This window comes from Brevibacterium sp. 2SA, assembly GCF_005502845.1.
GTDB lineage: Bacteria > Actinomycetota > Actinomycetes > Actinomycetales > Brevibacteriaceae > Brevibacterium.
Genome location: NZ_SCMW01000039.1, coordinates 12,643 through 35,080 on the forward strand (window position 1 = coordinate 12,643; position 22,438 = coordinate 35,080).

A 22,438-nucleotide genomic window follows, 5' to 3' on the forward strand; every position below is an offset into this window, starting at 1 on the left:
CGTGATCTCCGAACTGCGCATCACCCACCTCGGCGTCATCGCCGAAGCCGAGGTCGAACTCGCCCCCGGCTTCACCGTCGTCACCGGTGAGACCGGTGCCGGCAAGACGATGTTCGTCTCCGCCCTCAGCCTCCTCATGGGGGAGAAGGTCGGCTCAGGGGTGGTCCGGAAGGGCGCGGACAAGGCCGAGGTCGAAGGCATCTTCACCGAGGTCCCCGCCCCCGTCCAGGTCCGCATCGAGGAGGCCGGCGGCAGCGCTGACGACGACGCGATCATCTCCCGCACCGTCGCCTCCAAGGGCCGGGCCCGGGCGACCGCGGGCGGACGGACCGTGCCGATCTCCGTCCTCTCCGAGATCGCCGACGACCTCATCACCCTCCACGGCCAGTCCGAGCAGCTGCGGCTCAAGGGTGCAGGTGCCCAACGCCGGCTCCTCGACGCAGCCGGTGGCGCTGAGCTCGCCGAGGCGGCCGCCGCCTACGCAACCGCGTACGAGACCTGGCGCGAGACCGTCGCCCGGGTCGCGCGGATCAAGGACTCGACCGCGGCCCGGCGCGAGCGCATCCTCTGGCTGCGCGGCTGCCTCGACGCGATCGACGCCGTGCGCCCCGTGCCCGGCGAGGACGAGGCGCTGACGGCGCTCGCGGCGAAGCTCGGGGCCGCAGCGGACATCACCCGTGCCGTCGGCACCGCCCACGACCTCCTGCTCGGCTCCGAGCTCGAGGAGACCGGGGCCGCCGTCGACCGCGTCCACGAGGCGATCAGCAGCCTCGGCGACGTCGAGGGCACCGACCCGGAGCTCGCCCGGATCCGCGAGGGCCTCTCCGACACCGTGCTGCGCCTCTCCGACGCCGCGGCGGAACTGAGCTCGTACCTCTCCGGCTTCGATGAGCTGGGGGAGACCTCGCTGGAAGAGACCGAGGCCCGCCGCGCCGAACTCGGCTCGCTCGCCCCCTACGGCGAGACGGTCACCGAGGTCCTCGACTTCGAGACCCGGGCGGCCGCTGAACTCACCGAACTCGAAGCCGAGGACGCCGACCTCGACCACCTCGACGCCGAACTCGCCGCCGCCGAAGCCGCGATGCGGGAGAAGGGTCTGGCCCTGCGGGCCCTGCGCGAAGCGACTGCTGTGACGTTCTCGGCTGCGGTGAGCCGCGAGCTCACCGCTCTGTCGATGCCGAAGGCCGCCGTGGCCTTCGAGATCTCCGAACGGGAACCGACGACCCACGGCATGGACGACATCCGCCTCACCTTCGCCCCGCACGACTCCTCGCCCGGCGACGACATCGGCAAGGTCGCCTCCGGCGGTGAGCTCTCCCGCGTCATGCTCGCCATCGAAGTCGTCCGCGCCGCCGAGGACGGGGTGCCGACGTACGTCTTCGACGAGGTCGACGCCGGCGTCGGCGGCAAGGCGGCCGTCGAGATCGGCCGGCGCCTGGCCGCCCTCGCCCGGCACGCCCAGGTCATCGTCGTCACCCACCTCCCGCAGGTCGCGGCGTGGGCGGACACGCACGTGACGATCGTCAAGGACGATGACGCGGAGACCGTTCGCTCCGGGGTCCGCGAACTCACCGAGGACGAACGTGTGATCGAACTCTCGCGGATGCTCGCGGGCATGGAGGACTCCGCCTCGGCGAAAGCCCACGCCGCCGAGCTCCTCGACTCCGCCCGGCAGGTCAAAGCCGGTGCGCCGACGCCTTCGTGAGAGAATGGGCGAACCATGAAAGCGCGCAGAACGAGGGAGACCCCCACCGTCCCGACCCGATCGGACCCGGCACCGGCGAAACTCGACCGCCGGACGAAGGACCTCACGAAGCGCCTGACCGCCGGTGACATCGCGGTCATCAAGCACTCCGACATCGACCGCGTCTCCGCCGAAGCCCTCGTCGCGTGCCGTCCCGTCGCCGTCATCAACGCCGACAAGTCGATCTCCGGACGCTACCCGAACCTCGGCCCCGGGATCATCGTCGACGCCGGCATCCCGCTCATCGACGCCACGGGTGCGGAGATCTTCGACGCGATCACCGAAGGCGATGAGATCAGCATCGACGGCGGCACCGTCTACCTCGACGGCAAGGAGGTCGCCGCGGGCGTCGCGCAGACCCCGGAGACGATCGCCGAGGACATGCACGAGGCCGAAGCCGGCATGAACTCCGTGCTCGTCGACTTCGTCGACAACACGATCGAGTACATCCGCAAGGACTCCGACCTCCTCTCCGCCGAACTCGTCGTCCCCGAGGTCCGCACCGACTTCGACGGTCGGCACGCCCTCATCGTCGTCCGCGGCTACCACTACAAAGAAGACCTCGCGATCCTCGCCCCCTACATCCGCGAATACCGGCCCCTGCTCATCGGCGTCGACGGCGGTGCCGACGCGATCCTCGAAGCCGGGTACAAACCCGACATGATCGTCGGCGACATGGACTCCGTGTCCGACTCCGCGCTGACCTCGGGCGCGGAGATCGTCGTCCACGCCTACCGCGACGGCCATTCCCCGGGCACCGAGCGCGTCAAGGCCCTCGGCGTCGACTGCGTCGCCTTCGCCGCCTCCGGCACGAGCGAGGACATCGCGATGCTGCTCGCCGACGACAAGGGGGCCGACCTCATCGTCGCCGTCGGCACCCACGACACGCTCATGGAGTTCCTCGACAAGGGCCGCAAGGGCATGGCCTCGACGTTCCTCACCCGCCTGCGCGTCGGGTCGAAGCTCATCGACGCCAAGGGCGTCTCCCTGCTCTACCGCCAGCGCATCTCGAGCCTCCAGCTCACCGTCCTCATCATCGCCGGCCTCGTCGCCCTCGGCGTCGCGATGGCCGCCACCGCGGCCGGTCAGACCTTCCTCGGTCTCATCGCCGCGCAGCTCGACGGCGTCTTCGGCTGGATCGGCTCCCTCTTCGGCGGCGACCCCACCGCTGCGACAGAATCATCCGGTGCCCTGCGCGCCGGACTCGAATCAAGGATTGCCTCGTGATCGACTTCCGCTACCATCTCGTCTCCCTCGTCTCGGTGTTCCTCGCCCTCGCCGTCGGCATCGTCCTCGGCGCCGGCCCCCTCAAGGAGCCCATCGGGGAGTCACTGCAGAGCCAGGTCGACGCCCTGCGCACCGACCGCGACGACCTGCGCACCCAGCTCGAGGCCGCCGGCGGCAACATCGAGAAGCAGAACGAGTTCGTCTCCGCCGCCGCCCCCGAACTCATCGGCGGCACCCTCAACGACACGCAGATCACCGTCATCACCGGCCCCGAGGCGAACGCCGAGCAGGTCGAACAGGTGACCAACCGGATCCAGGAGGCCGGCGGTCAGATCGCCGGTGACGTCGCGTTCGTCGACGACACGCTCACCGTCGACGGCTCCGGTGACTTCCTCACCACCCTGCGCGGCATCGTCCCGGGCCTGCCCGCCGACGATGCGACCGCGCTGCGCTCGGCGCTCGTCATCGCCCTCACCGGCCGGGCGTCGATGATCACCGAAGGACAGGAGCGCGACGACGCCGAGGCGAAGGCCACGGAGCTCTACAACGCCTTCGTCGACGCCGGCCGGCTGCGCACCGACACCGACCACCGCACGACCGAGCTCTTCGTCATCGTCGACGACGAGAACTCCCAGCTCGCCGACGAGACGCAGCCGAGTCCCGAGGCGACCGGCGACAAGGCCACCCGCGAAGTCATCACCGACTTCGTCAACGCCCTGACCGCTGAATCGAAGGCCGTCGTCGTCGCCGGTGACGCCGGCTCCGCCCAGAACGGGCTCGTCAACGTCCTGCGGACCGAGAAGTCCCGGGCCTCGACCGTCGACGGCCTCGGCCTCGGCGCCGGACCCATCATCACCGTCCGCGCGATCGCGGCGGCCAACAACGGCACCCACGGCCACTGGGGCTTCGCCTCGGACGCCGAAGCGGTCCTGCCCGGAAAGGTCTGACATGATCCGCACGATCGTCTCCTCCGCCGTCGCCGGACTCCTCGGGTACGGCGTGACGAAGGCCCTGCTGTCCTCCCCGCTGCGCAGCCACCCGCGCGTCGTCCGCACCAACCACGCCGGTGAGGACGTCACCCTCCTCGAAGGCCCCGCCGTGGCCTCGGGACTGCTCGCCGGCAGCGTTCTCATCTCCGACCCCCGCCAGCGGGCGGCGACCCTGCTCGCGACCGCCGCCTCCGGCGCCCTCGGCGCCGTCGACGACTTCCTCGAATCCGGCAGCTCGAAGGGCCTGCGCGGTCACCTCAGCGCTCTCGCCCGCGGGGAGGTGACGACCGGGGCGATCAAGGTCACCGGCATCCCGGTGGCCGCGATCATCGCCGCGGCCATCCTCGGCCCCGACGCCCACCGCCGCCAGGGCGTCCTCACTGCGGCCCTGCCGCAGTGGGCGCAGCCGAAGCACGAGCGCTCGTGGGTCGCTGCGACCGTCGACACCGTCGTCACCGGGGGAGTCATCGCCGGGTCGGCGAACCTCTTCAACCTCCTCGACCTCCGTCCGGGACGCGCGCTCAAAGCCGGCCTCCTCGTGGCGGGACTGATGCCGCACCGCCGCGGGGTCACGTGGGTCCCGACCGCCGTCGTCACCGGCACGACCGCCGCGGCCTGGCCCGACGACCTCGGCGGGGCCGCGATGCTCGGCGACACCGGTGCCAACGCCCTCGGCGCTGCCCTCGGCACGACGGTCGCGGCGAACTCGACGGCCCGTCAGCGCGCGGTCGTCCTCGGCGTGCTCGTCGGCCTCACCCTGCTCAGCGAGAAGGTCTCGTTCACGTCGATCATCGAATCCACCCCCGGACTGCGGGAGATCGACGCCTTCGGGCGTGAGGTGAAGTGAACAGGCTCGTCCGGCTCTTCGCCTCGGCGGCGCTGCTCGTCTCGATCATCACCCTGATCACCCGGCTCGTCGGGTTCCTCCGCTGGCTCGTCTTCTCCAACTCGGTCGGCGCCGGCACCGTCGGCACCGCCTACCAGACGGCCAACCAGGTGCCGAACATCCTCTTCGAGGTCGTCGCCGGCGGCGCTCTGGCCGGCGCGGTCATCCCCCTGCTCGCCGTGCCCCTGGCCCGGGCGGACAGGGAGACGGCGAGCCGGATCGCCTCGGCGCTGCTGACCTGGGCGGTGAGCGTGACACTGCCGCTGACGCTCCTCGTCGCCGTCTTCGCCCAGCCGATCGCCGCCCTGCTCATCCCGCCCGGCGATCACGGCGCCGGCACCCAGCAGACGGCGACAGCGGTCTTCCTCCTCATGTTCGCCCCGCAGCTCGTCCTCTACGGCATCGGCGCCGTGCTCACCGGCGTCCTCCAGGCGCACCGGAAGTTCCTCTGGCCCGCCTTCGCCCCGCTCCTCTCCAGCCTCGTCGTCATCGGCTCCTACATCACCTACGCCGGTGTCGGCGGCACGGACGCGACGTGGCAGACCCACATCGGGTGGCTCGGCTGGGGGACGACGGCCGGAGTCGCCGCCCTCGCGCTGCCGCTGGCCCTGCCGATGCGCTCGACCGGTCTGCGGATCCGCCCGACGTGGACGTTCCCGCCCGGTGTCGCCCGGCGCGCCCTGCGCCTGGCCGGCGCCGGGATGGCCACCCTGCTCGCCCAGCAGGGCGCCGTCCTCGTCACAATGTTCCTGTCCAACCGCTCCGGCGGCACCGGCACGTTCGTCCTCTTCAACTACATCAACGCCGTCTACCTCCTGCCCTACGCGGTCCTCGCGATCCCCGTCGTCACGGTGATGTTCCCGACGATCTCGACCTGGGTGGGCCGCGCCGGCGACCCCGCGGCCACCGCCGGTGACCGGGAAGCCGCCCGGACCCGCCTGCACTCGCTCACGGCGACCACCTCGGCGGTCATCATCACCATCGGACTGCTCGGGACCGTCATCCTCATGAGCGCGGCCGGACCGCTCGAGTACTTCTTCACCGCGATCGACGCCGTCGGCGGCGAGGACTCCGCCCCGTTCTCCGCGATGAGCGCAGCGATCGTCGTCATGGCCCTCGCCGTGCCCGGCTGGTCGTTCATCGCGTGGGGCTCGCGGATCTTCTACGCCCTCGAACGCTCCCGCCACGCCGCGGTGGCGACGACGATCGGCTGGGTCCTCGTCATCGTCGGCATGATCGCCGCGATCGCCGTGACGAACGCGCAGGGCAACCCGGACCGCACCCTCGTTGCGATCTGCCTCGGCTACGTCCTCGGCATGACCGCCGCCGCCGTGTCCCTGCTCATCTCGATCCGCCGCGTCCTCGGCCCCGGCGGACTGACCGGAGTGCTGCGCCGCAGCCTCCTCTCCCTCGTCGCGGCCGGCATCGCCTCGGTCATCGGCACGCTCGCCGCCCGCTGGCTCGCCGGTCTGCTCGGCACCATGGCAGCCCCCTCGGTCGTCGTCGGCATCCTCGCCGCCCTCATCGGGTGCCTCGTCTTCGGACTCATCGTCCTCCTCGACCGCAGCTACCTCGCCGAGGTGCGCGGCCTGCTGGCCTCCCGCCGCACCACCGCGCCCACGCCTCCGGTGACCGGTCCGCCCGCGGGCACCGACCACGTCCCAGGAGCCTCACCGACCCCGAACGAGGAGAACCCATGAGGATCGTCTACGTCATCGGCACCTCGACCGGAGGAGTCGGCACCCACGTGCGGGCACTCGCCCGCGACGTCGCCGCCGCCGGTCACGAGGTCGGCGTCGTCGGCCCGGCCGCCACCGACGCGCAGTTCGGGTTCTCCGCGCTGCCGGGGGTGCGCTTCGCTGCCCTCGACGTCGGCACCGGGGTCGGTCTCCGCGACACCGGACTCGTCACCGAACTGCGCCGGATCCTCCGCCGCTTCGGTCCCGACGTCGTCCACGCGCACGGCTTCCGCGCCGGCCTGCTCGCCCACCTCGCCACCCGCTTGCTGCGCCCCCGCCCGCGCTTCATCGTCAGCCTCCACAACCAGGCCGCGGGCACGGGAGTGCGCGGCCGCATCGAAACCGGGATCCAGCGGCTGCTCGCCCGCGGCGCCGACGTCACCCTCGCCGCGAGCACCGACCTCGTCATCCGCGCCCACGACCTCGGCGCCCGCGACGCCCGGTTCGCCCCGGCCGCCGCACCGCCGGTGCGCGAGATCAGCACCGCCGAGGCGACCGCGACCCGGCAGGCGCTGGCCGCCGAGTACGGGTTCCCCGCTGACGCCGTCATCGTCCTCGCCGTCGGACGCGTCGCCCCGCAGAAGAACTACGGCATGCTCGTCCGCGCTCTCGCGCGGCTGGGAGAGCATTCACACGACCTCGTCGTCCTCGTCGCCGGCGCCGCCGATGAGACCGAGCTCGCCGAGATCCGCGCACAGTACGCGACTGCGGCGGCCGCCTCGGCGCTGCCCGCCCTCCATTTCCTCGGACCCCGCGACGACATCGCCGAGCTCATCGCCGCCGCCGACATCTCCGTCCTCACGAGCCGCTGGGAGGCCCGCGCGCTCGTCCTCCAGGAGGCGATGCTCTCCGGGCAGGCGATCATCGCGACATCCACCGGGGGGACACCGGAGCTCGTCGGCGACGCCGGGATCCTCATCGCCTCCGACGACGATGCGGCCCTGGCCGAGGCGATCGGAGACCTCGCGACCGACCCCGGCCGGCGCGCCGAGCTCGGGGCCCGGGCGCGGGCGCGGGGAGCCGAACTCCCCGACGAGGCCGCGGTCGCCGCAGAGATCCTGGCCGTCTACGCTGAAGCGCCCGTCGTCCCAGGTAGGCTTGAGGGCAACTGAGAAGAAAGAGGATGAGGGAATGAGCCACACCGCCGAGATCCAGCCGCTGAGCACCGCCACGAGGATCCTCCACGTGCTCGCCGAGACGACGGGACCCGTCGCCGAGGTCGCGAAGATCGCCGTGATCGGCCATCTCAAGGCCGGTTTCAAGGTCGGACTCGCCGCTCACCCGGATCTGCTCGAGACGATCGAGGTGCCTGCTGACCTGCGGGAGAACTACCGGGAGATCCCGCTGACGGCCAAGCGGCGGCTGAGCCCCTCGGACCCGAACTCGGCTTTCATCCTCCACAAGCACTACCCGCACGTCGACGTCGTCCACGCCCACGGCCTCCACGCCGCCACCCTGACCGGTCTCGGCTTCACGGGACTGCCCTCCCGGCTCCACCCGACGGCGGTGGCCACGGTGGAGAACTTCGACCCGGCCGATGTCATCGAGAAGACCGGCGCCGAGGTCGTCGCCCGCACCGCGACCGCCGTGCTCGGGACGACCGAACCCGTCGTCGAATGGTTCGCCGGCTCCGTCCCGCTCGTCGAACGCGCCGAACTCGTCACCCCCGACATCGACACCGACCTCACGGTGACGATGTCCCGGGCGCAGGTGCGCAAGCAGTTGGGCATCAAGGACGGCACGTGGATGATCGCGAGCCCGATCGCGCTCAAGGACCACACGGCGCTCGCGACCGTCCTCGACGCCGCCGGCCAGATCAACACCCGCCGCCGCGACCGCCGCGCCGTCACCGTCCTCACCGGCACCGGCCGGGACCGGAGGACCGTGGCGAACTCGTTCGCCGACCGCGGCGTCATCGTCGCCCCGGCCGACGACCTCGTCGACGTCGTCGCCGCCGCCGATCTCGTCATCGCCGCGGAGAACATGACCGGGCTCAGCCACGAGGACCTCATGCAGCTGTCGAAGCCGACGATCTTCATCGGCAACGAGCGCCGTGCGGGCATCTGGGGCGATTCGGCGCCGATCGTCGCCCCCGACGATACGGACGGGCTGCTGCGTGAGATCAATCATCTTCTCGACGACCCCGCCGCCCGCGGCGCACAGGCGATCGCCGCGAAGAAGCGGGTCATCGACGTCGACAACCCCGGCCAGATCGCCTCGAGCCTCCTCGGCGTCTATGCCGAGGCCGACGCCGCGTCGAATTCCCGACAGCCGGTTTGATAGAATCAAATTCCGTGGTGAATCGTATCGGGGCCCAAGAGCCGAACACAGTCAAGCACATCTTCGTCACCGGAGGCGTCGCCTCCTCTCTCGGCAAGGGTCTGACGGCATCGAGCCTCGGACACCTGCTCACTCAGCGCGGCATCAAGGTCGCCATGCAGAAGCTCGACCCCTACCTCAACGTCGACCCGGGAACGATGAACCCGTTCCAGCACGGTGAGGTCTTCGTCACCGAGGATGGAGCGGAGACCGACCTCGACATCGGTCACTACGAGCGCTTCCTCGACATCGACCTCGATGGTGCCGCGAACGTCACCACCGGACAGGTCTACTCCTCGGTCATCGCCAAGGAGCGCCGCGGCGCCTACCTCGGCGACACCGTCCAGGTCATCCCGCACATCACGGACGAGATCAAGTCCCGGATGCGCGCGCAGGCCGAACGTCCCGCCGAGGACCGTCCCGATGTCATCATCACCGAGATCGGCGGCACCGTCGGCGACATCGAATCCCAGCCGTTCCTCGAGGCCGCCCGCCAGGTCCGCCACGACGTCGGCCGCGACAACGTCTTCTTCATCCATGTCTCCCTCGTGCCCTACCTCGGGCCCTCGGGCGAGCTGAAGACGAAGCCGACCCAGCACTCCGTGGCCGCGCTGCGCTCGATCGGCATCCAGCCCGACTCGATCGTGCTCCGCTCCGACCGCGACCTGCCGGACTCGATCCGCGCGAAGATCGCCTCGGCCAGCGATGTCGACCTCGAAGCCGTCGTGCCCTGCGTCGACGCCTCGAGCATCTACGAGATCCCCAAGGTCCTCCACGACGGCGGTCTCGACGTCTACGTCATCCGCCGCCTCAACCTGCCCTTCCGCGACGTCGACTGGACGAAGTGGGACTGGGTGCTCGAACGCGTGCACAATCCGGCGCAGGAAGTGCGCATCGGCGTCGTCGGCAAGTACATCGACCTGCCCGACGCGTACCTCTCCGTCACCGAGGCGCTGCGCCACGGCGGGTTCGCCAACGACGCCCGGGTGAAGATCGAATGGATCCAGTCCGACGAGTGCGACTCCGAGGCCGGTGCCGCCGCGGCGCTGTCGGGCCTCGACGCGATCTGCATCCCCGGCGGCTTCGGCGTCCGCGGCATCGAGGGCAAGGTCGGTGCGCTCAAGTACGCCCGCGAGAACGGGATTCCGACGCTCGGCCTGTGCCTGGGCCTGCAGTGCATGGTCATCGAGTACGCCCGTCACGCCGCCGGCATCGAGGGCGCGTCGTCCTCGGAGTTCGACCCCGACACGAAGTTCCCCGTCGTCGCGACGATGGCCGAGCAGATGTCGATCGTCGACGGCGAGGGCGACCTCGGCGGCACGATGCGTCTGGGCACGTACCAGGCGAAGCTCACCGAGGGCAGCGTCGCCGCCGGCGCGTACGGGGCGACCGACATCAGCGAACGCCACCGCCACCGCTACGAGGTCAACAACGCCTACCGCGATGAGCTCGCCGAGGCGGGGCTGCAGTTCTCCGGCACCTCACCCAACGGTGAGCTCGTCGAATTCGTCGAACTGCCCGCCGACGTCCACCCGTACTACGTGTCGACGCAGGCGCACCCCGAGCTGAAGTCGCGCCCGACGAAGCCGCATCCGCTCTTCGCCGGCCTCGTCGCCGCCGCTCTGGCGAACCGGTGAGGGACCGCGCCGGTGAATGACCTCCACGACATCCCGTTCACCCCGGAGATCACTGCATCGACCGAGGCGTACCAGGGTGCCGTGTGGTCGATCCGGCGCGAGACCTTCGACCTGCCCGAAGCCACGGGACTCGTGCGCGACCTCATGGCGCACACGGGTGCCGTGGCCGTGGCGTGCCTGAACGAGGAGAACCAGATCCTCCTCGTCCAGCAGTACCGCCATCCCGTCCGGGCCCGGCTCTGGGAGGTGCCGGCAGGACTCCTCGACATTCCCGGCGAGGACCCGCTCACGGCCGCGCAGCGGGAGCTCGCCGAGGAGGCCGACCTGCGTGCCGGATCGTGGCGGGTGCTCTCGGACTCCGTGCTCTCCCCGGGCGGCAGCAGTGAGACGATGCGGCTCTACCTCGCCCGCGACCTCACCCCGGTGGCCGCCGCCGACCGGCATGAGCGCAGCGACGAGGAGGCCGGCTTCGTCTACCGCTGGGTCGACCTCGACGAGGCGCTCGCGGCGATCGCCGACGGCCGCCTGACGAACTCCGTGGCCCAGCTCGCGATCCTCCAGGTCGCCAACGTCGTCCGCCGCGAGGCGGCAGGCGAGAGCGCACCCACACGTCCGGTCGACGCGCCCCGGCTCCTCGTCGACGGACGCGACGCGCCCCCGGCCGGATCGATCTCGGCCCCGCCGTCGGCTGAGTCCTGAGCCGGCATGGCCAGGCACGGTGCCGAACTCCTTCCCGACCTGCCCGCGGCGCTCGAGCGCGCCTTCGCCGGTTACCTCGGCGCGCTGCGCTTCGAACGCGGTCTCTCACTCAACTCCATCGACGCCTACGCCCGTGACCTCGGCCGGTACGGGACGTGGCTGGCGGCGCAGGGGATCGGCCGCCTCGGCGAGGTGACCCGTACGCACATCGAGGACTTCGCGCTCCATCTCCAGGATTCGGGCCTCGCTCCGCGGACCCGGGCCCGTGCCCTCGTCGCGGTCCGCCGCTTCCATGCCTTCGCCCATGCCGACGGGCTCGCCGACACCGACCCCGCGTCCGAGGTCAGTCCGCCGCGGGAGGGCCTGCGGCTGCCGAAGGCGCTGTCCGTGTCCGCAGTCGAGGCGATGCTCGCGACGACGGCGGGAGAGGAGCCGGCGCAGCTGCGGGCCGCTGCCCTCCTCGAACTCCTCTACGCGACCGGGGCGCGCATCTCCGAAGCCGTCGGCGCCGACCTCGACGACCTCGACCTCGAGACCGGGCTCATCCGCCTCTACGGCAAGGGCGGGAAGGAGCGGATCGTCCCGTTCGGATCCCATGCCGCCGCGGCCCTCGGGGCCTGGGTGACACGCGTGCGCCCGGCGATGGCGGCGAAGGCGGCCTCCGGCGCGCCGGCCGGGGCACTCTTCCTCAACGCCCGCGGCACGCGGATGTCGCGGCAGACGGCGTGGAAGATCGTCGTCGCCGCCGGGGAACTCGCCGGACTCGAGACCGAGGTCTCCCCGCACACGTTCCGCCATTCCTTCGCCACCCACCTCCTCGAGGGCGGGGCGGACATCCGCGTCGTCCAGGAGCTGCTCGGGCACGCCTCGGTGACGACGACGCAGATCTACACGAAGGTGTCGGAGGAAACATTGCGCGAGGTCTACGCCACCTCGCACCCCCGAGCGCGGTAGGGTTGTGCACAGCACGCAACGAAAGGTGGCCGACCGAGTGATGAATCCGCAACAGGCGTTGGATCTCCCCGCAGCGAAGAGCGTCGACGACTTCGCCGAACCCGCCCCGCTGGACTCGCACGGGCCCGCACGCATCATCGCCATGGTCAACCAGAAGGGCGGGGTCGGGAAGACGACGTCGTCGATCAACTTGGGCGCCTCCCTGGCCGCGTACGGCCGCAAGGTCCTCCTCGTCGACTTCGACCCGCAGGGCGCCCTGTCGGTGGGGCTCGGCATCAACCCCTACGACCTCGACATCAGCATCTACAACCTGCTGATGAACCCGCGCCTCGACCCGCACGACGTCATCGTCGAGACCGAGTTCGACTACATCGACGTCCTGCCGGCGAACATCGACCTCTCCGCGGCCGAAGTCCAGCTCGTCGGCGAAGTCGCCCGCGAACAGGTCCTCTCCCGCGTCCTTGCCAAGGTCGCCGGCGAGTACGACGTCGTCCTCATCGACTGCCAGCCCTCGCTCGGCCTGCTGACCGTCAACGCGCTCACCGCCTCCCACGGCGTCATCATCCCGCTCGAGACGGAGTTCTTCGCCCTGCGCGGCGTCGCCCTCCTCGTCGAGACGATCGAGAAGGTCCAGGACCGCCTCAACCCCTCCCTCGAGGTCGACGGGATCCTCGCGACGATGTTCGACTCGCGGACCCTGCACTCGAAAGAGGTGATGAGCCGGGTCTCCGAGGCGTTCGAGGACAAGGTCTTCGACACCGTCATCAACCGCACCGTGAAGTTCCCCGACGCCTCCGTCGCCGCCGAGCCGATCACCAGCTTCGCCCCCAAGCACCCCGGATCCGAGGCGTACCGCAGGCTCGCCCGTGAGCTCATCGCCCGCGGAGGCGCGCCCTGAGCGAGACCGTCACCGCGGACGCCATGCCTGAGGAATCGAGCACCGGGGATTCCGGCACCGGGGACGCGCCCACGGGCTTCCAGGTCGAACTGGAGAACTTCTCCGGTCCCTTCGACCTGTTGCTCGGTCTCATCTCGAAACGCCGTCTCGACATCACGGAGATCGCCCTCGCCGAGGTGACCGACGAGTTCATCGCGTACACGACGAGTCTGCGCTCCGGCGGGGACCGCGACGGTGCCGCCGACCTCGCGGAGATCTCCCAGTTCCTCCTCGTCGCCGCCACCCTGCTCGACCTCAAGACCGCACGGCTGCTGCCGCACGAGGAGGGGGAGGAGGAGCTCGACCTCGAACTCCTCGAGGCCCGCGACCTCCTCTTCGCCAGGCTCCTCCAGTACCGGGCGTACAAGTCCGTCAGCGCCCACTTCGCCGAGGCGATGACCGCCGGGGCCATCCGCGTGCCCCGCGACGTCGGTCTCGACGCAGAGTTCCAGGACGTCCTGCCGCCGCTGGAGATCCGCATCGGACCCGGCGAGCTCGCCGGTCTCTTCGCCACCGTCCTCCAGCGCGACCACACCCCGCCGACGGTCGCCGTCGACCACATCCACCTGCCGCTCGTCAGCGTCTCCGAGCAGCGCGGACACATCCTCGGGCTGCTGCGCGCCGGCGAGCTCGACTTCCAGGAGCTCCTCGACACCGCGGAGAACACCCTCGTCGTCGTCGCACGGTTCCTCGCCCTCCTCGAGCTCTTCAAGGTCGGCCTCTGCGACTTCGACCAGGACGAACCGCTCGGCCGACTCCTCATCACCCGCACCGAGACCCCGGAGGACGGGGTCGATCTGCGCACCGAGGGGACATGGAGCGCCGACGAGGACGACGACGCGCGGCACGACGCACCGGGCACCGCCTCGGCGGATGACTCTGTGAACGACGAGGACGACGACGCTGTGCCCACGGACGACGAGAGCGAGGACGGGCAATGATCGACGATGAGATCCTCGGCGGCATCGAAGCCGTCCTCATGGTCAGCGACTCAGCGGTCTCGCCCGCGGAGCTCGCCGCGGCCCTCGGCATCGACGAGGACACCGTGATGACGGCGATCGAGGAGCTCTCCCGCGACTACGACGGCGACGAGCAGCGCCGGCAGCGCGGCTTCGAGATCCGGGCCGTGGCCGGAGGCTTCCGCATCTTCTCCCGCGGCGACTACCACGACGTCGTCAAGGACTTCCTCACCGCCGGGCAGAGCGCGAAGCTCTCCCAGGCCGCCCTCGAGACGCTCGCCGTCATCGCCTACCGGCAGCCGATCTCCCGGCCGCGGATCGCCGCGATCCGCGGGGTCAGCGTCGACGGCGTCATCCGCACCCTGCTGCTGCGCGGACTCATCGTCGAAGCCGGGAAGGAGGCGACCACCTCGGCGCTCCTCTACACGACGACCCACCAGTTCCTCGATGCGCTCGGCATGCAGAGCCTCGACGACCTCCCCGACATCGCCCCGTACCTGCCCGAGGACTCCGACCTCGAGGAACTCGGCGCCGACGAGACCGAGGTCCTCGCCACAGTCGGCGACGAGATGTCACCAGACGACGTTTGATTTGAGACAATGGACCCCATGAGTCCCTACCGCGATCCCAGGGCGCCCGGCGGGCGCAGCAACCGACCGAGCCGCAAGCAGCGCGCCAGCACCGGCGCGAAGGGCGGCGACGCCCATGTCAGCGGGGGAGTGCGACTGCAGAAGGTCCTCGCCGAGGCGGGGCTGGGGTCCCGGCGCGCGTGCGAGCAGCTCATCCTCGACGGTCGGGTCGAGGTCGACGGCAGCGTCGTCACCGAACTCGGCACCCGCATCGACCCGGACACCCAGTCCGTCTACGTCGACACCCTGCGGATCTCGACGAGCCCGCAGAAGATCTACCTCGCCCTCAACAAGCCCGCGGGCGTCGTCTCGACGATGAAGGACCCCGAAGGGCGGAAGTCCCTGGCCGACTACGTCGGCAACCGCGCCGAGCGGATCTTCCACGTCGGGCGCCTCGACACGGACACCGAGGGCCTCATCCTCCTGACCAATGACGGAGAGTTGTCGAACCGGCTCGCCCACCCCCGCTACGAGATCCCCAAGACCTACCTCGCGCAGGTCAAGGGTCAGCTCGCGAAGGACGCCTCGGCCCGGCTCAAGGCCGGCATCGAACTCGACGACGGCATCGTCAAGGTCGACGAGTTCCGCCTCGTCGACTCCACCCCGGGCCGCTCCGTCGTCGAACTCACCCTCCATTCGGGACGCAACCGCGTCGTCCGCCGCCTGCTCGCCGCGATCGGCAACCCCGTCGAACGGCTCGTGCGCACGAAGTTCGGCCCGATCTCGCTCGCCGAACAGCGGCAGGGCAAGATCCGCCCGCTGCGCTCCGACGAGGTCGGGGAGCTCTTCGAAGCCGTCGACCTGTGAGGATCCACATCATCGGCACCGGGCTGCTCGGTGCGAGCCTCGGCCTTGCCCTGCGCGGACGCGGGTACAGCGTCACCCTCGAGGACACGTCCCCGACCGCGCAGCAGCTCGCCTCCGACCTCGGCGCCGGTGAGCCGGTCGCACCCGGCACGGCACCCGACCCCGACATCGTCGTCGTCGCCACCCCGCCCGATGTTGCCGCCGGCGTCATCGCCGCGGCGCTGACCACGTACCCGAGCGCCACCGTCACCGACGTCGCGAGCATCAAGACCCGCCTGCTCGAGACCGTCCGGGAGCTCGTCACCGGTGATGCCCTCGACCGCTACATCGGCTGCCACCCGATGGCCGGGCGGGAGAAGTCCGGGGCGATCGCGGCGCGGCCCGACCTCTTCATCGCCCGCCCGTGGGTGATCTGCTCCGATGAGGACACCCCGGCTGCCCGGCTGACCGCTGTCGAGGAGATGGCCGAGGCGACCGGCGCCTCGGTCACCCACCTCGACCCCCGGATCCACGATGCCGCCGTCGCGAAGGTCTCCCACGTCCCGCAGGTCGTGTCCTCCCTCGTCGCCTCCCAGCTGCGCCACGCCCCGCTCGACGAGGTGGCCCTGGCCGGGCAGGGACTGCGCGACGTCACCCGCATCGCCGCCTCGGATCCGGGTCTGTGGACGCAGATCCTCTCCGGCAACGCCGAGGAGGTCCGGGCCGTGCTCGTCGCCCTGCGCGGCGAACTCGACGCCGTCATCGACGCGCTCGCCCTCGGTCCCGGCTCGACCGGGGTGATCGCGCGGACGATCGCCTTCGGCAACGAAGGTCACGACCGGATCCCCGGCAAGCACGGACAGGCGCCGACCGCATATGCTGTCGTCACGGTCCTCATCCCCGACACCCCGGGGACGCTGGCCTCCCTGTTCAAGGACATCGGGGACCTCGGCATCAACGTCGAGGACTTCCGGATGGACCACGCGCCCGGGCGCCGGCTCGGCATCGTCGACGTCTCGGTGATGCCGGCGAACGCGAACGAACTCGAACACGGACTGCAGTCACTGGGATGGCGGATCCCCGAATCCGCCATCGAGAAGGAAGGAACCACATGAGCGTCGTCGCCATCGACGGACCCAGCGGAGTCGGCAAGTCGAGCACCGCGAAGGAGGTCGCCCGCCGGCTCGGCTACGCCTACCTCGACACCGGTGCGATGTACCGGGCGATGGCGTGGCTGGCGCTCAACCGCGGGGTCACCGATCCCGTCGACGTCCTCGAACAGGTCCGCGGCGCAGACCTCGAGATCTCCACGGACCCCGACGACTTCTCCGTGTCCGTCGACGGCATCGACGTCACCGAGGAGATCCGCAGCCCCGAGGTCTCCGAGAACGTCCAGACGGTCTCGGCCGTCCCCGACGCCCGGAGCGAGCTCATCGAACGTCAGCGCGACATCATCGCAGCCGCCGCCCCGGGCGTCGTCGTCGAGGGCCGTGACATCACGACCGTCGTCGCCCCCGACGCCGAGGTCCGGCTCCTCATGACCGCCCGCGACGACGTCCGCGTCTCCCGCCGGGCCAAGGAGCTCCACGGCAGTGACGACGCCGAGGCGGTCGCCGCGACTCAGGCCCAGGTGACCGGCCGTGATGCGAAGGACTCGGCGACGACGAGCTTCCTCACCGCCGCCGACGGCGTCCACACCCTCGACACGAGCGATCTCGACTTCGAGCAGGTCGTCACGACCGTGCTCGATCTGGTGAAGGAAGCACGATGACCGAAGAGGAATTCCACGAGGCCCCCGACGAGGCACTGGCCGAGCGTCTCGAGCAGATCAGCGACGAGGAAGCCGAGCAGCGGGCGACCGCGCTCGAGGCCGGCCTCGAGGGCTATGAGCTCGAAGACGACGACCGGGCGCTGCTCGACTCCCTCGGCTTCGAGGTCGAGGACGAGGAGGAACACGGGGCCGATCCCGTCCTCGCGATCGTCGGCCGTCCGAACGTCGGGAAGTCGACGCTCGTCAACCGCATCCTCGGCCGACGGGAAGCCGTCGTCGAGGACGTTCCCGGGGTCACCCGCGACCGGGTGAGCTACCGCGCGGAGTGGAACGGCAAGGACTTCACCCTCGTCGACACCGGCGGCTGGGACTCCGATTCGAAGGGCATGGCCTCGCGGATCGCCATCCAGTCCGAGGTCGCCGTCGACATGGCCGACGCCGTCGTCCTCGTCGTCGACGCCACGACCGGCCCGACGGCCACCGACGAGATGGTCGTGAAGATGCTGCGGAAGAAGAAGAAACCGGTCATCCTCGCCGCGAACAAGGTCGACGATGAGCGCGGCGAGCTCATGGCCGCCGAACTCTGGGGTCTCGGCCTCGGCCAGCCGTGGTCGGTCTCGGCCCTCCACGGCCGCGGCGTCGCCGACCTCCTCGACGAGGCGATCGACGTACTCCCCGAGGTCTCCGCCGTCGAGACGCGCATCGAGGAGGGCGGCCCGCGCAGGGTCGCGCTCGTCGGGCGCCCCAACGTCGGCAAGTCCTCCCTGCTCAACAAGCTCGTCGGCTCCGAGCGCGTGCTCGTCGACAACGTCGCGGGCACGACCCGCGACCCCGTCGATGAACTCATCGAGCTCGGCGGCAAGCAGTGGCGCTTCGTCGACACGGCGGGCATCCGCCGGCGGGCCCACCAGGCGAGCGGGGCCGACTTCTACGCCGCCCTGCGCACGCAGACGGCCCTGGAACGAGCCGAGGTGGCCGTCGTCCTCCTCGAGGCGCAGGAGCCGCTGAGCGAGCAGGACGTCCGCATCGTCACGACCGCCGCCGAGGCGGGTCGGGCCGTCGTCCTCGCCTTCAACAAGTGGGACCTCCTCGACGAGGAGCGCCGCTACTACCTCGAACGCGAGATCGAACGCGACCTCGCGCATGTCTCGTGGGCGCCGCGGGTCAACATCTCCGCGAAGACCGGCCGACACGCCGAGAAGCTCGTCCCGGCGATGGAGACGGCGCTGGAGAACTGGGACAAGCGCATCCCGACCGGACGTCTCAACGCGTTCCTCGGCGAACTCGTCGCCGCGAACCCCCACCCGGTCCGCGGCGGCAAGCAGCCGCGCATCCTCTTCGGCACCCAGGCGCAGTCCCGGCCGCCGAAATTCGTGCTCTTCACCACAGGATTCCTTGAACCGGGGTATCGTCGTTTCATCATCAGGCGACTGCGCGAGACATTCGGCTTCGAGGGAACCCCCATCGAGCTGTCGATGCGCATCAGGGAGAAGAGACGAGGTCGGTAGTTGAGCGATGACACCCAGGCTCGAGGTCAGCAGCAGCCATGGCATGCGCGCCCGCCGGCCAGAGCCCTCGTCATCGCCCTGACGATCGCGGGCATCGCGTATGCCCTGACGTTCTTCCGGGGACTCCAGGACATCGTCGCGCCCGTCTTCCTCGCGCTCAACTTCTACATCGTCGTCTACCCGCTGCAGAAGTTCCTCACCCGGCACCGGGTGCCCGGGGCGATCGGCGCGGTGATCTCCGTCGTCCTCGTCCTCTGCATGATCGTCGCGTTCTTCGGGCTCACGGCCTGGTCGATCGCCGAACTCGTGCTGCTCATCCCGAGCTACAGCAGCGAGATCGTCTCGACGTACCACAGTCTCATGTCCCTGCTCTCGCAGCTCGGGGTGACCTCGAGCGTGCTCGAAGACCAGCTGCGCGGGTTCAATGCGCGGTCGATCATCGATGCGGTCACCCCGCTGCTGACCAACGTCTCCGTCGTCGCCGGACTGCTCACGACCGTCGTCATGGCTGTCTTCTTCGTCGCGATGGACTCGATGGGCATCGGCCAGCGGATGACGATGCTCGTCGACGCGAAGCCGTCGCTGGCCGCCGCGCTCGGCGGATTCGCCAGCGGTGTGCGCCGGTACTGGGTGGTGGCGACGATCTTCGGTCTCATCGTCGCCGTCCTCGACGTCGTGGCGCTCGCGATCATCGACGTCCCGCTCGTATGGGTGTGGGGTGTGCTCGCGTTCCTCACGAACTACATCCCCAACATCGGGTTCATCATCGGCCTCGTCCCGCCGGCGCTGCTCGCCCTCGTTGACAGCGGCTGGCAGTCGGCGCTCTGGGTCATCGCCGCATACTCGGTCCTCAACTTCGTCATCCAGGCGATCATCCAGCCGAAGTTCACGGGCGAATCCGTCGGCGTCACCCCGCTCGTGTCCTTCCTCTCCCTGCTCTTCTGGGTGTGGGTGCTCGGCTGGCTCGGCGCTCTGCTCGCCCTGCCGGCGACCCTGCTCGTCAAAGCCCTCCTCGTCGACGCCGACCCGCGGGCGAAGTGGGTGAACATCCTCCTGGCCTCCGATCCGCACACGGCGAAGGACTCCCACCCCGGCACGGTCATGGGTCCGCGCGCGACCCCGGAGGCGGGTAAGACTCCGAACACGTTGCAGCCGACGGATCCCGGTGCCCGACTGCTGTCACGGAAGACGAGACCCGGGCACTGAACAGCCGCGGGCGCAGGCGACCGCCTCGGCGGCGTCGGGCCCGGACGGCCACTGGACGGGCGGAGACGCGGGCGGCCACTGAACGTCCGCAGACTCGGGCGACCGCCTCGGCGGCCGTCGGGTTCGGACGGCCACTGGACGCCCGCGGATTTGGGCGACCGCCTCAGTGGACGTCGGGCCCGGACAGCCACTGGACGCCTGCGAACACGGGCGACCGCCTCGGCGGATGGGCATCTTCTCGACGGCCGCGCCGTTCACAGGGACCGTCGGCCGTGGTTACCATGAAGCATGGCGACACTTCTTGAGATCCATCCTGACAACCCGCAGCCCCGACTCATCGAGCGTGCCGCGCAGGTTCTGCGCGACGGCGGACTCATCGCCTATCCGACGGACTCGTGCTACGCGCTCGGGTGCGCTCTGGAGAACAAGGACGGCATCGAGCGGATCACGCGGATCCGGCACCTGAACTCCAAGCACCATTTCACGCTCATGTGTCATGACTTCGCGCAGCTCGGGCAGTTCGTCATCGTCGACAACTCGGACTTCCGGGCGATCAAGTCGATGACGCCGGGCCCGTACACGTTCATCATGAAGGCGACGAAAGAGGTGCCGCGGCGGATGATGCACCCGAAGAAGCACTCGGTGGGCGCGCGGATCCCGCAGAACACGACGGCTCTGGCTCTCGTCGAGGCGATGGGCGAGCCGATCCTCTCCTCGACCCTGCTCCTGCCCGGCGACGAGGATCCGCTCACCGAGGCCGACGACGTCATGGACCAGATCGGCCACGAGGTCGACGTCGTCATCGACTCCGGCACCCCCGGCGTCGTGCCCACCTCGGTCATCGACTTCACCGGCAAGTACCCTGAGGTCGCCCGCGTCGGCGCCGGCGACGTCTCCCGCTTCCTCGACGAGTAGGCCGGTTGCCCCGCCGCGGGTGGAGGGCCGTCTCCGGCCGCGTCGGAGTGGTGTGCTGGGCGGCGCTGGGCTTCGACGCGGCTGCCTCGGTGCGGTGTGCTGGGCGGCACTGGGCTTCGACGCGCTGAACCGACAAATACGCCGTCTGCTAACCGCGTATTTGTCGGTTCGGGGCGTCGGTGGCGTGCCGGCCGTCGGGTGACCGCGTCATTGCCGGTTGACGGCGTCGCGGTCGGTTCGGGGCGTTGGTCCGGCCGCCTCGGTGCAGTGCGCGGGGTGGAACTGGGCTTCGACGCGGTGAACCGACAAATACGCCGTCTGCTAAGCGCGTATTTGTCGGTTGAGAGCGTCGGTGGAGTGGTGGCTGTCGGCTGACCGCGTATGTGTCGGTTGGGGGCGTCGCGGTCGGTTCGGGGCGTCGGTCCAGCCGCCTCGGTGCAGTGCGCGGGGTGGAACTGGGCTTCGACGCGGTGAACCGACAAATACGCCGTCTGCTAAGCGCGTATTTGCCGGTTGAGGGCGTCGATGGAGTGGTGGCTGTCGTGTGACGGCGTCATTGCCGGGTGACGGCGTAGTTGCCGGTTCGGGGCGTCGGTGGGGCAGGGGAGTCGCGCGCTCGTGTCGGTGTCCTCCATGACCCCGTACGCGCCGAGGCGGCCGACCGGTGAGCAATCATTCGTTCAGTGATGGTCTACAGTGGGAGGAAGCGGCAGTGAGGTGTGCATCACAGAGAACGATCGCCTCGCCCTCCGCCACTGACCGCCCCATGATCCGTCACTGAAGGAGTCATCCATGGCACGCACAGCAATCGTCACCGGCGGCGGACGCGGCATCGGCGCCGCGATCGCGAAGAAGCTCAGCGCCGACGGGCTCAAGGTCGCCGTCCTCGACATGGGGCCGACCGACGACACCGTCGACGCGATCACCGCAGCCGGGGGCGAGGCGATCGGACTCGCCGCCGATGTCTCGGACGAAGCGTCCGTGGTTACCGCCGTCGCCGAGGTGGCCGACCGCCTCGGTGCTCCCACCGTGCTCATCAACAACGCCGGCATCCTCCGCGACAACCTCCTCTTCAAGATGAGCTACGAGGAGTTCGAGAAGGTGCTCTCCGTCCACCTCGGCGGGGCGTTCCTCATGGCCAAGGCGGTTCAGGAGCACATGGTCGCCGAGAAGTTCGGGCGGATCGTGTCGATGTCGTCGACCTCGGCGCTCGGCAACCGCGGACAGACGAACTACTCCGCGGCGAAGGCCGGCATCCAGGGCATGACAAAGACGTGGGCGATCGAACTCGGGAAGTTCGGCGTCACCGCCAATGCGATCGCCCCCGGCTTCATCGAGACCGACATGACGAAGGCGACAGCCGAGCGAGTGGGCGTCGACTTCGCCGACTTCAAGAAGGCGGCGATCAGCCAGATCCCCGTCGGCCGTGCCGGCACCCCCGACGACATCGCGAACACCGCGTCGTTCCTCGTCTCCGAGGGCGCGGGATTCGTCTCCGGTCAGGTCATCTACGTCGCCGGCGGCCCCCGGAAC

Annotated in this window: 20 protein-coding genes; all 20 read left to right on the forward strand. The window is 70.0% G+C overall.

Features of this window, described 5'->3' with window-relative positions; all coding sequences use genetic code 11:
- The first annotated feature begins 1 nt into the window (after position 1).
- The gene (gene recN, locus FFS20_RS12945; RefSeq protein ID WP_137826257.1) at positions 2-1,705 is read left to right on the forward strand and encodes a DNA repair protein RecN; all 1,704 of its coding nucleotides are present in this window, start codon (positions 2-4) and stop codon (positions 1,703-1,705) included.
- Between the two features lie 15 nt (positions 1,706-1,720).
- Positions 1,721-2,971, forward strand: a complete 1,251-nt coding sequence (gene steA / locus FFS20_RS12950; RefSeq protein ID WP_137826258.1) for a putative cytokinetic ring protein SteA — start codon at positions 1,721-1,723, stop codon at positions 2,969-2,971.
- Positions 2,968-3,918: a copper transporter gene (locus tag FFS20_RS12955; protein WP_137826259.1), complete on the forward strand. Its 951-nt coding sequence runs from the start codon at positions 2,968-2,970 to the stop codon at positions 3,916-3,918. The genes steA and FFS20_RS12955 overlap by 4 nt, the downstream gene beginning before the upstream one ends.
- A 1-nt stretch (position 3,919) precedes the next feature.
- Positions 3,920-4,807, forward strand: a complete 888-nt coding sequence (locus FFS20_RS12960) for a hypothetical protein (RefSeq protein WP_137826260.1) — start codon at positions 3,920-3,922, stop codon at positions 4,805-4,807.
- Positions 4,804-6,546, forward strand: a complete 1,743-nt coding sequence (locus FFS20_RS12965) for a lipid II flippase MurJ (RefSeq protein WP_137826261.1) — start codon at positions 4,804-4,806, stop codon at positions 6,544-6,546. The genes FFS20_RS12960 and FFS20_RS12965 overlap by 4 nt, the downstream gene beginning before the upstream one ends.
- Positions 6,543-7,697 carry a glycosyltransferase family 4 protein gene (locus FFS20_RS12970; RefSeq protein WP_137826262.1) on the forward strand — a complete coding sequence of 385 codons (1,155 nt, stop codon included), beginning with the start codon at positions 6,543-6,545 and terminating at the stop codon, positions 7,695-7,697. Before FFS20_RS12965 ends, FFS20_RS12970 begins: the two co-directional genes overlap by 4 nt.
- Before the next feature lie 19 nt (positions 7,698-7,716).
- Positions 7,717-8,865, forward strand: a complete 1,149-nt coding sequence (locus FFS20_RS12975; RefSeq protein ID WP_137826263.1) for a glycosyltransferase family 4 protein — start codon at positions 7,717-7,719, stop codon at positions 8,863-8,865.
- A complete protein-coding gene (locus FFS20_RS12980) occupies positions 8,862-10,541 on the forward strand; it encodes a CTP synthase (protein ID WP_137826264.1) in 1,680 nt (559 codons plus the stop codon). Before FFS20_RS12975 ends, FFS20_RS12980 begins: the two co-directional genes overlap by 4 nt.
- 12 nt (positions 10,542-10,553) lie before the next feature.
- Positions 10,554-11,240 carry an NUDIX hydrolase gene (locus FFS20_RS12985; protein WP_137826265.1) on the forward strand — a complete coding sequence of 229 codons (687 nt, stop codon included), beginning with the start codon at positions 10,554-10,556 and terminating at the stop codon, positions 11,238-11,240.
- Positions 11,241-11,246: 6 nt separating this feature from the next.
- Positions 11,247-12,194 carry a site-specific tyrosine recombinase XerD gene (gene xerD / locus FFS20_RS12990; protein WP_137826266.1) on the forward strand — a complete coding sequence of 316 codons (948 nt, stop codon included), beginning with the start codon at positions 11,247-11,249 and terminating at the stop codon, positions 12,192-12,194.
- Between the two features lie 40 nt (positions 12,195-12,234).
- On the forward strand, positions 12,235-13,092 hold the full coding sequence (locus FFS20_RS12995) for an AAA family ATPase (RefSeq protein WP_137826267.1): 858 nt from the start codon (positions 12,235-12,237) through the stop codon (positions 13,090-13,092).
- Positions 13,093-13,115: 23 nt separating this feature from the next.
- The gene (locus FFS20_RS13000) at positions 13,116-14,072 is read left to right on the forward strand and encodes a ScpA family protein (RefSeq protein WP_137826268.1); all 957 of its coding nucleotides are present in this window, start codon (positions 13,116-13,118) and stop codon (positions 14,070-14,072) included.
- Positions 14,069-14,680, forward strand: a complete 612-nt coding sequence (scpB, locus tag FFS20_RS13005; protein WP_137826269.1) for an SMC-Scp complex subunit ScpB — start codon at positions 14,069-14,071, stop codon at positions 14,678-14,680. Before FFS20_RS13000 ends, scpB begins: the two co-directional genes overlap by 4 nt.
- An 18-nt stretch (positions 14,681-14,698) precedes the next feature.
- Positions 14,699-15,526 (forward strand): pseudouridine synthase, encoded by an 828-nt coding sequence (locus FFS20_RS13010; RefSeq protein ID WP_349290524.1) that lies wholly within the window; start codon positions 14,699-14,701, stop codon positions 15,524-15,526.
- Positions 15,523-16,620, forward strand: a complete 1,098-nt coding sequence (locus FFS20_RS13015) for a prephenate dehydrogenase (RefSeq protein ID WP_137826271.1) — start codon at positions 15,523-15,525, stop codon at positions 16,618-16,620. The genes FFS20_RS13010 and FFS20_RS13015 overlap by 4 nt, the downstream gene beginning before the upstream one ends.
- Positions 16,617-17,276 (forward strand): (d)CMP kinase, encoded by a 660-nt coding sequence (cmk, locus tag FFS20_RS13020; protein WP_137826272.1) that lies wholly within the window; start codon positions 16,617-16,619, stop codon positions 17,274-17,276. Before FFS20_RS13015 ends, cmk begins: the two co-directional genes overlap by 4 nt.
- Entirely contained in the window at positions 17,273-18,784 is a 1,512-nt protein-coding gene (gene der, locus FFS20_RS13025; RefSeq protein ID WP_137826273.1) for a ribosome biogenesis GTPase Der, read from the forward strand. The genes cmk and der overlap by 4 nt, the downstream gene beginning before the upstream one ends.
- Positions 18,785-19,990 (forward strand): AI-2E family transporter, encoded by a 1,206-nt coding sequence (locus FFS20_RS13030; protein ID WP_137826274.1) that lies wholly within the window; start codon positions 18,785-18,787, stop codon positions 19,988-19,990. It abuts the gene before it with no gap.
- A 288-nt stretch (positions 19,991-20,278) separates the two neighbouring features.
- Positions 20,279-20,905 (forward strand): L-threonylcarbamoyladenylate synthase, encoded by a 627-nt coding sequence (locus FFS20_RS13035; RefSeq protein ID WP_137826275.1) that lies wholly within the window; start codon positions 20,279-20,281, stop codon positions 20,903-20,905.
- Between the two features lie 792 nt (positions 20,906-21,697).
- The coding region (locus tag FFS20_RS13040; protein WP_137826276.1) for an SDR family oxidoreductase at positions 21,698-22,438 on the forward strand (741 nt) is incomplete at its 3' end.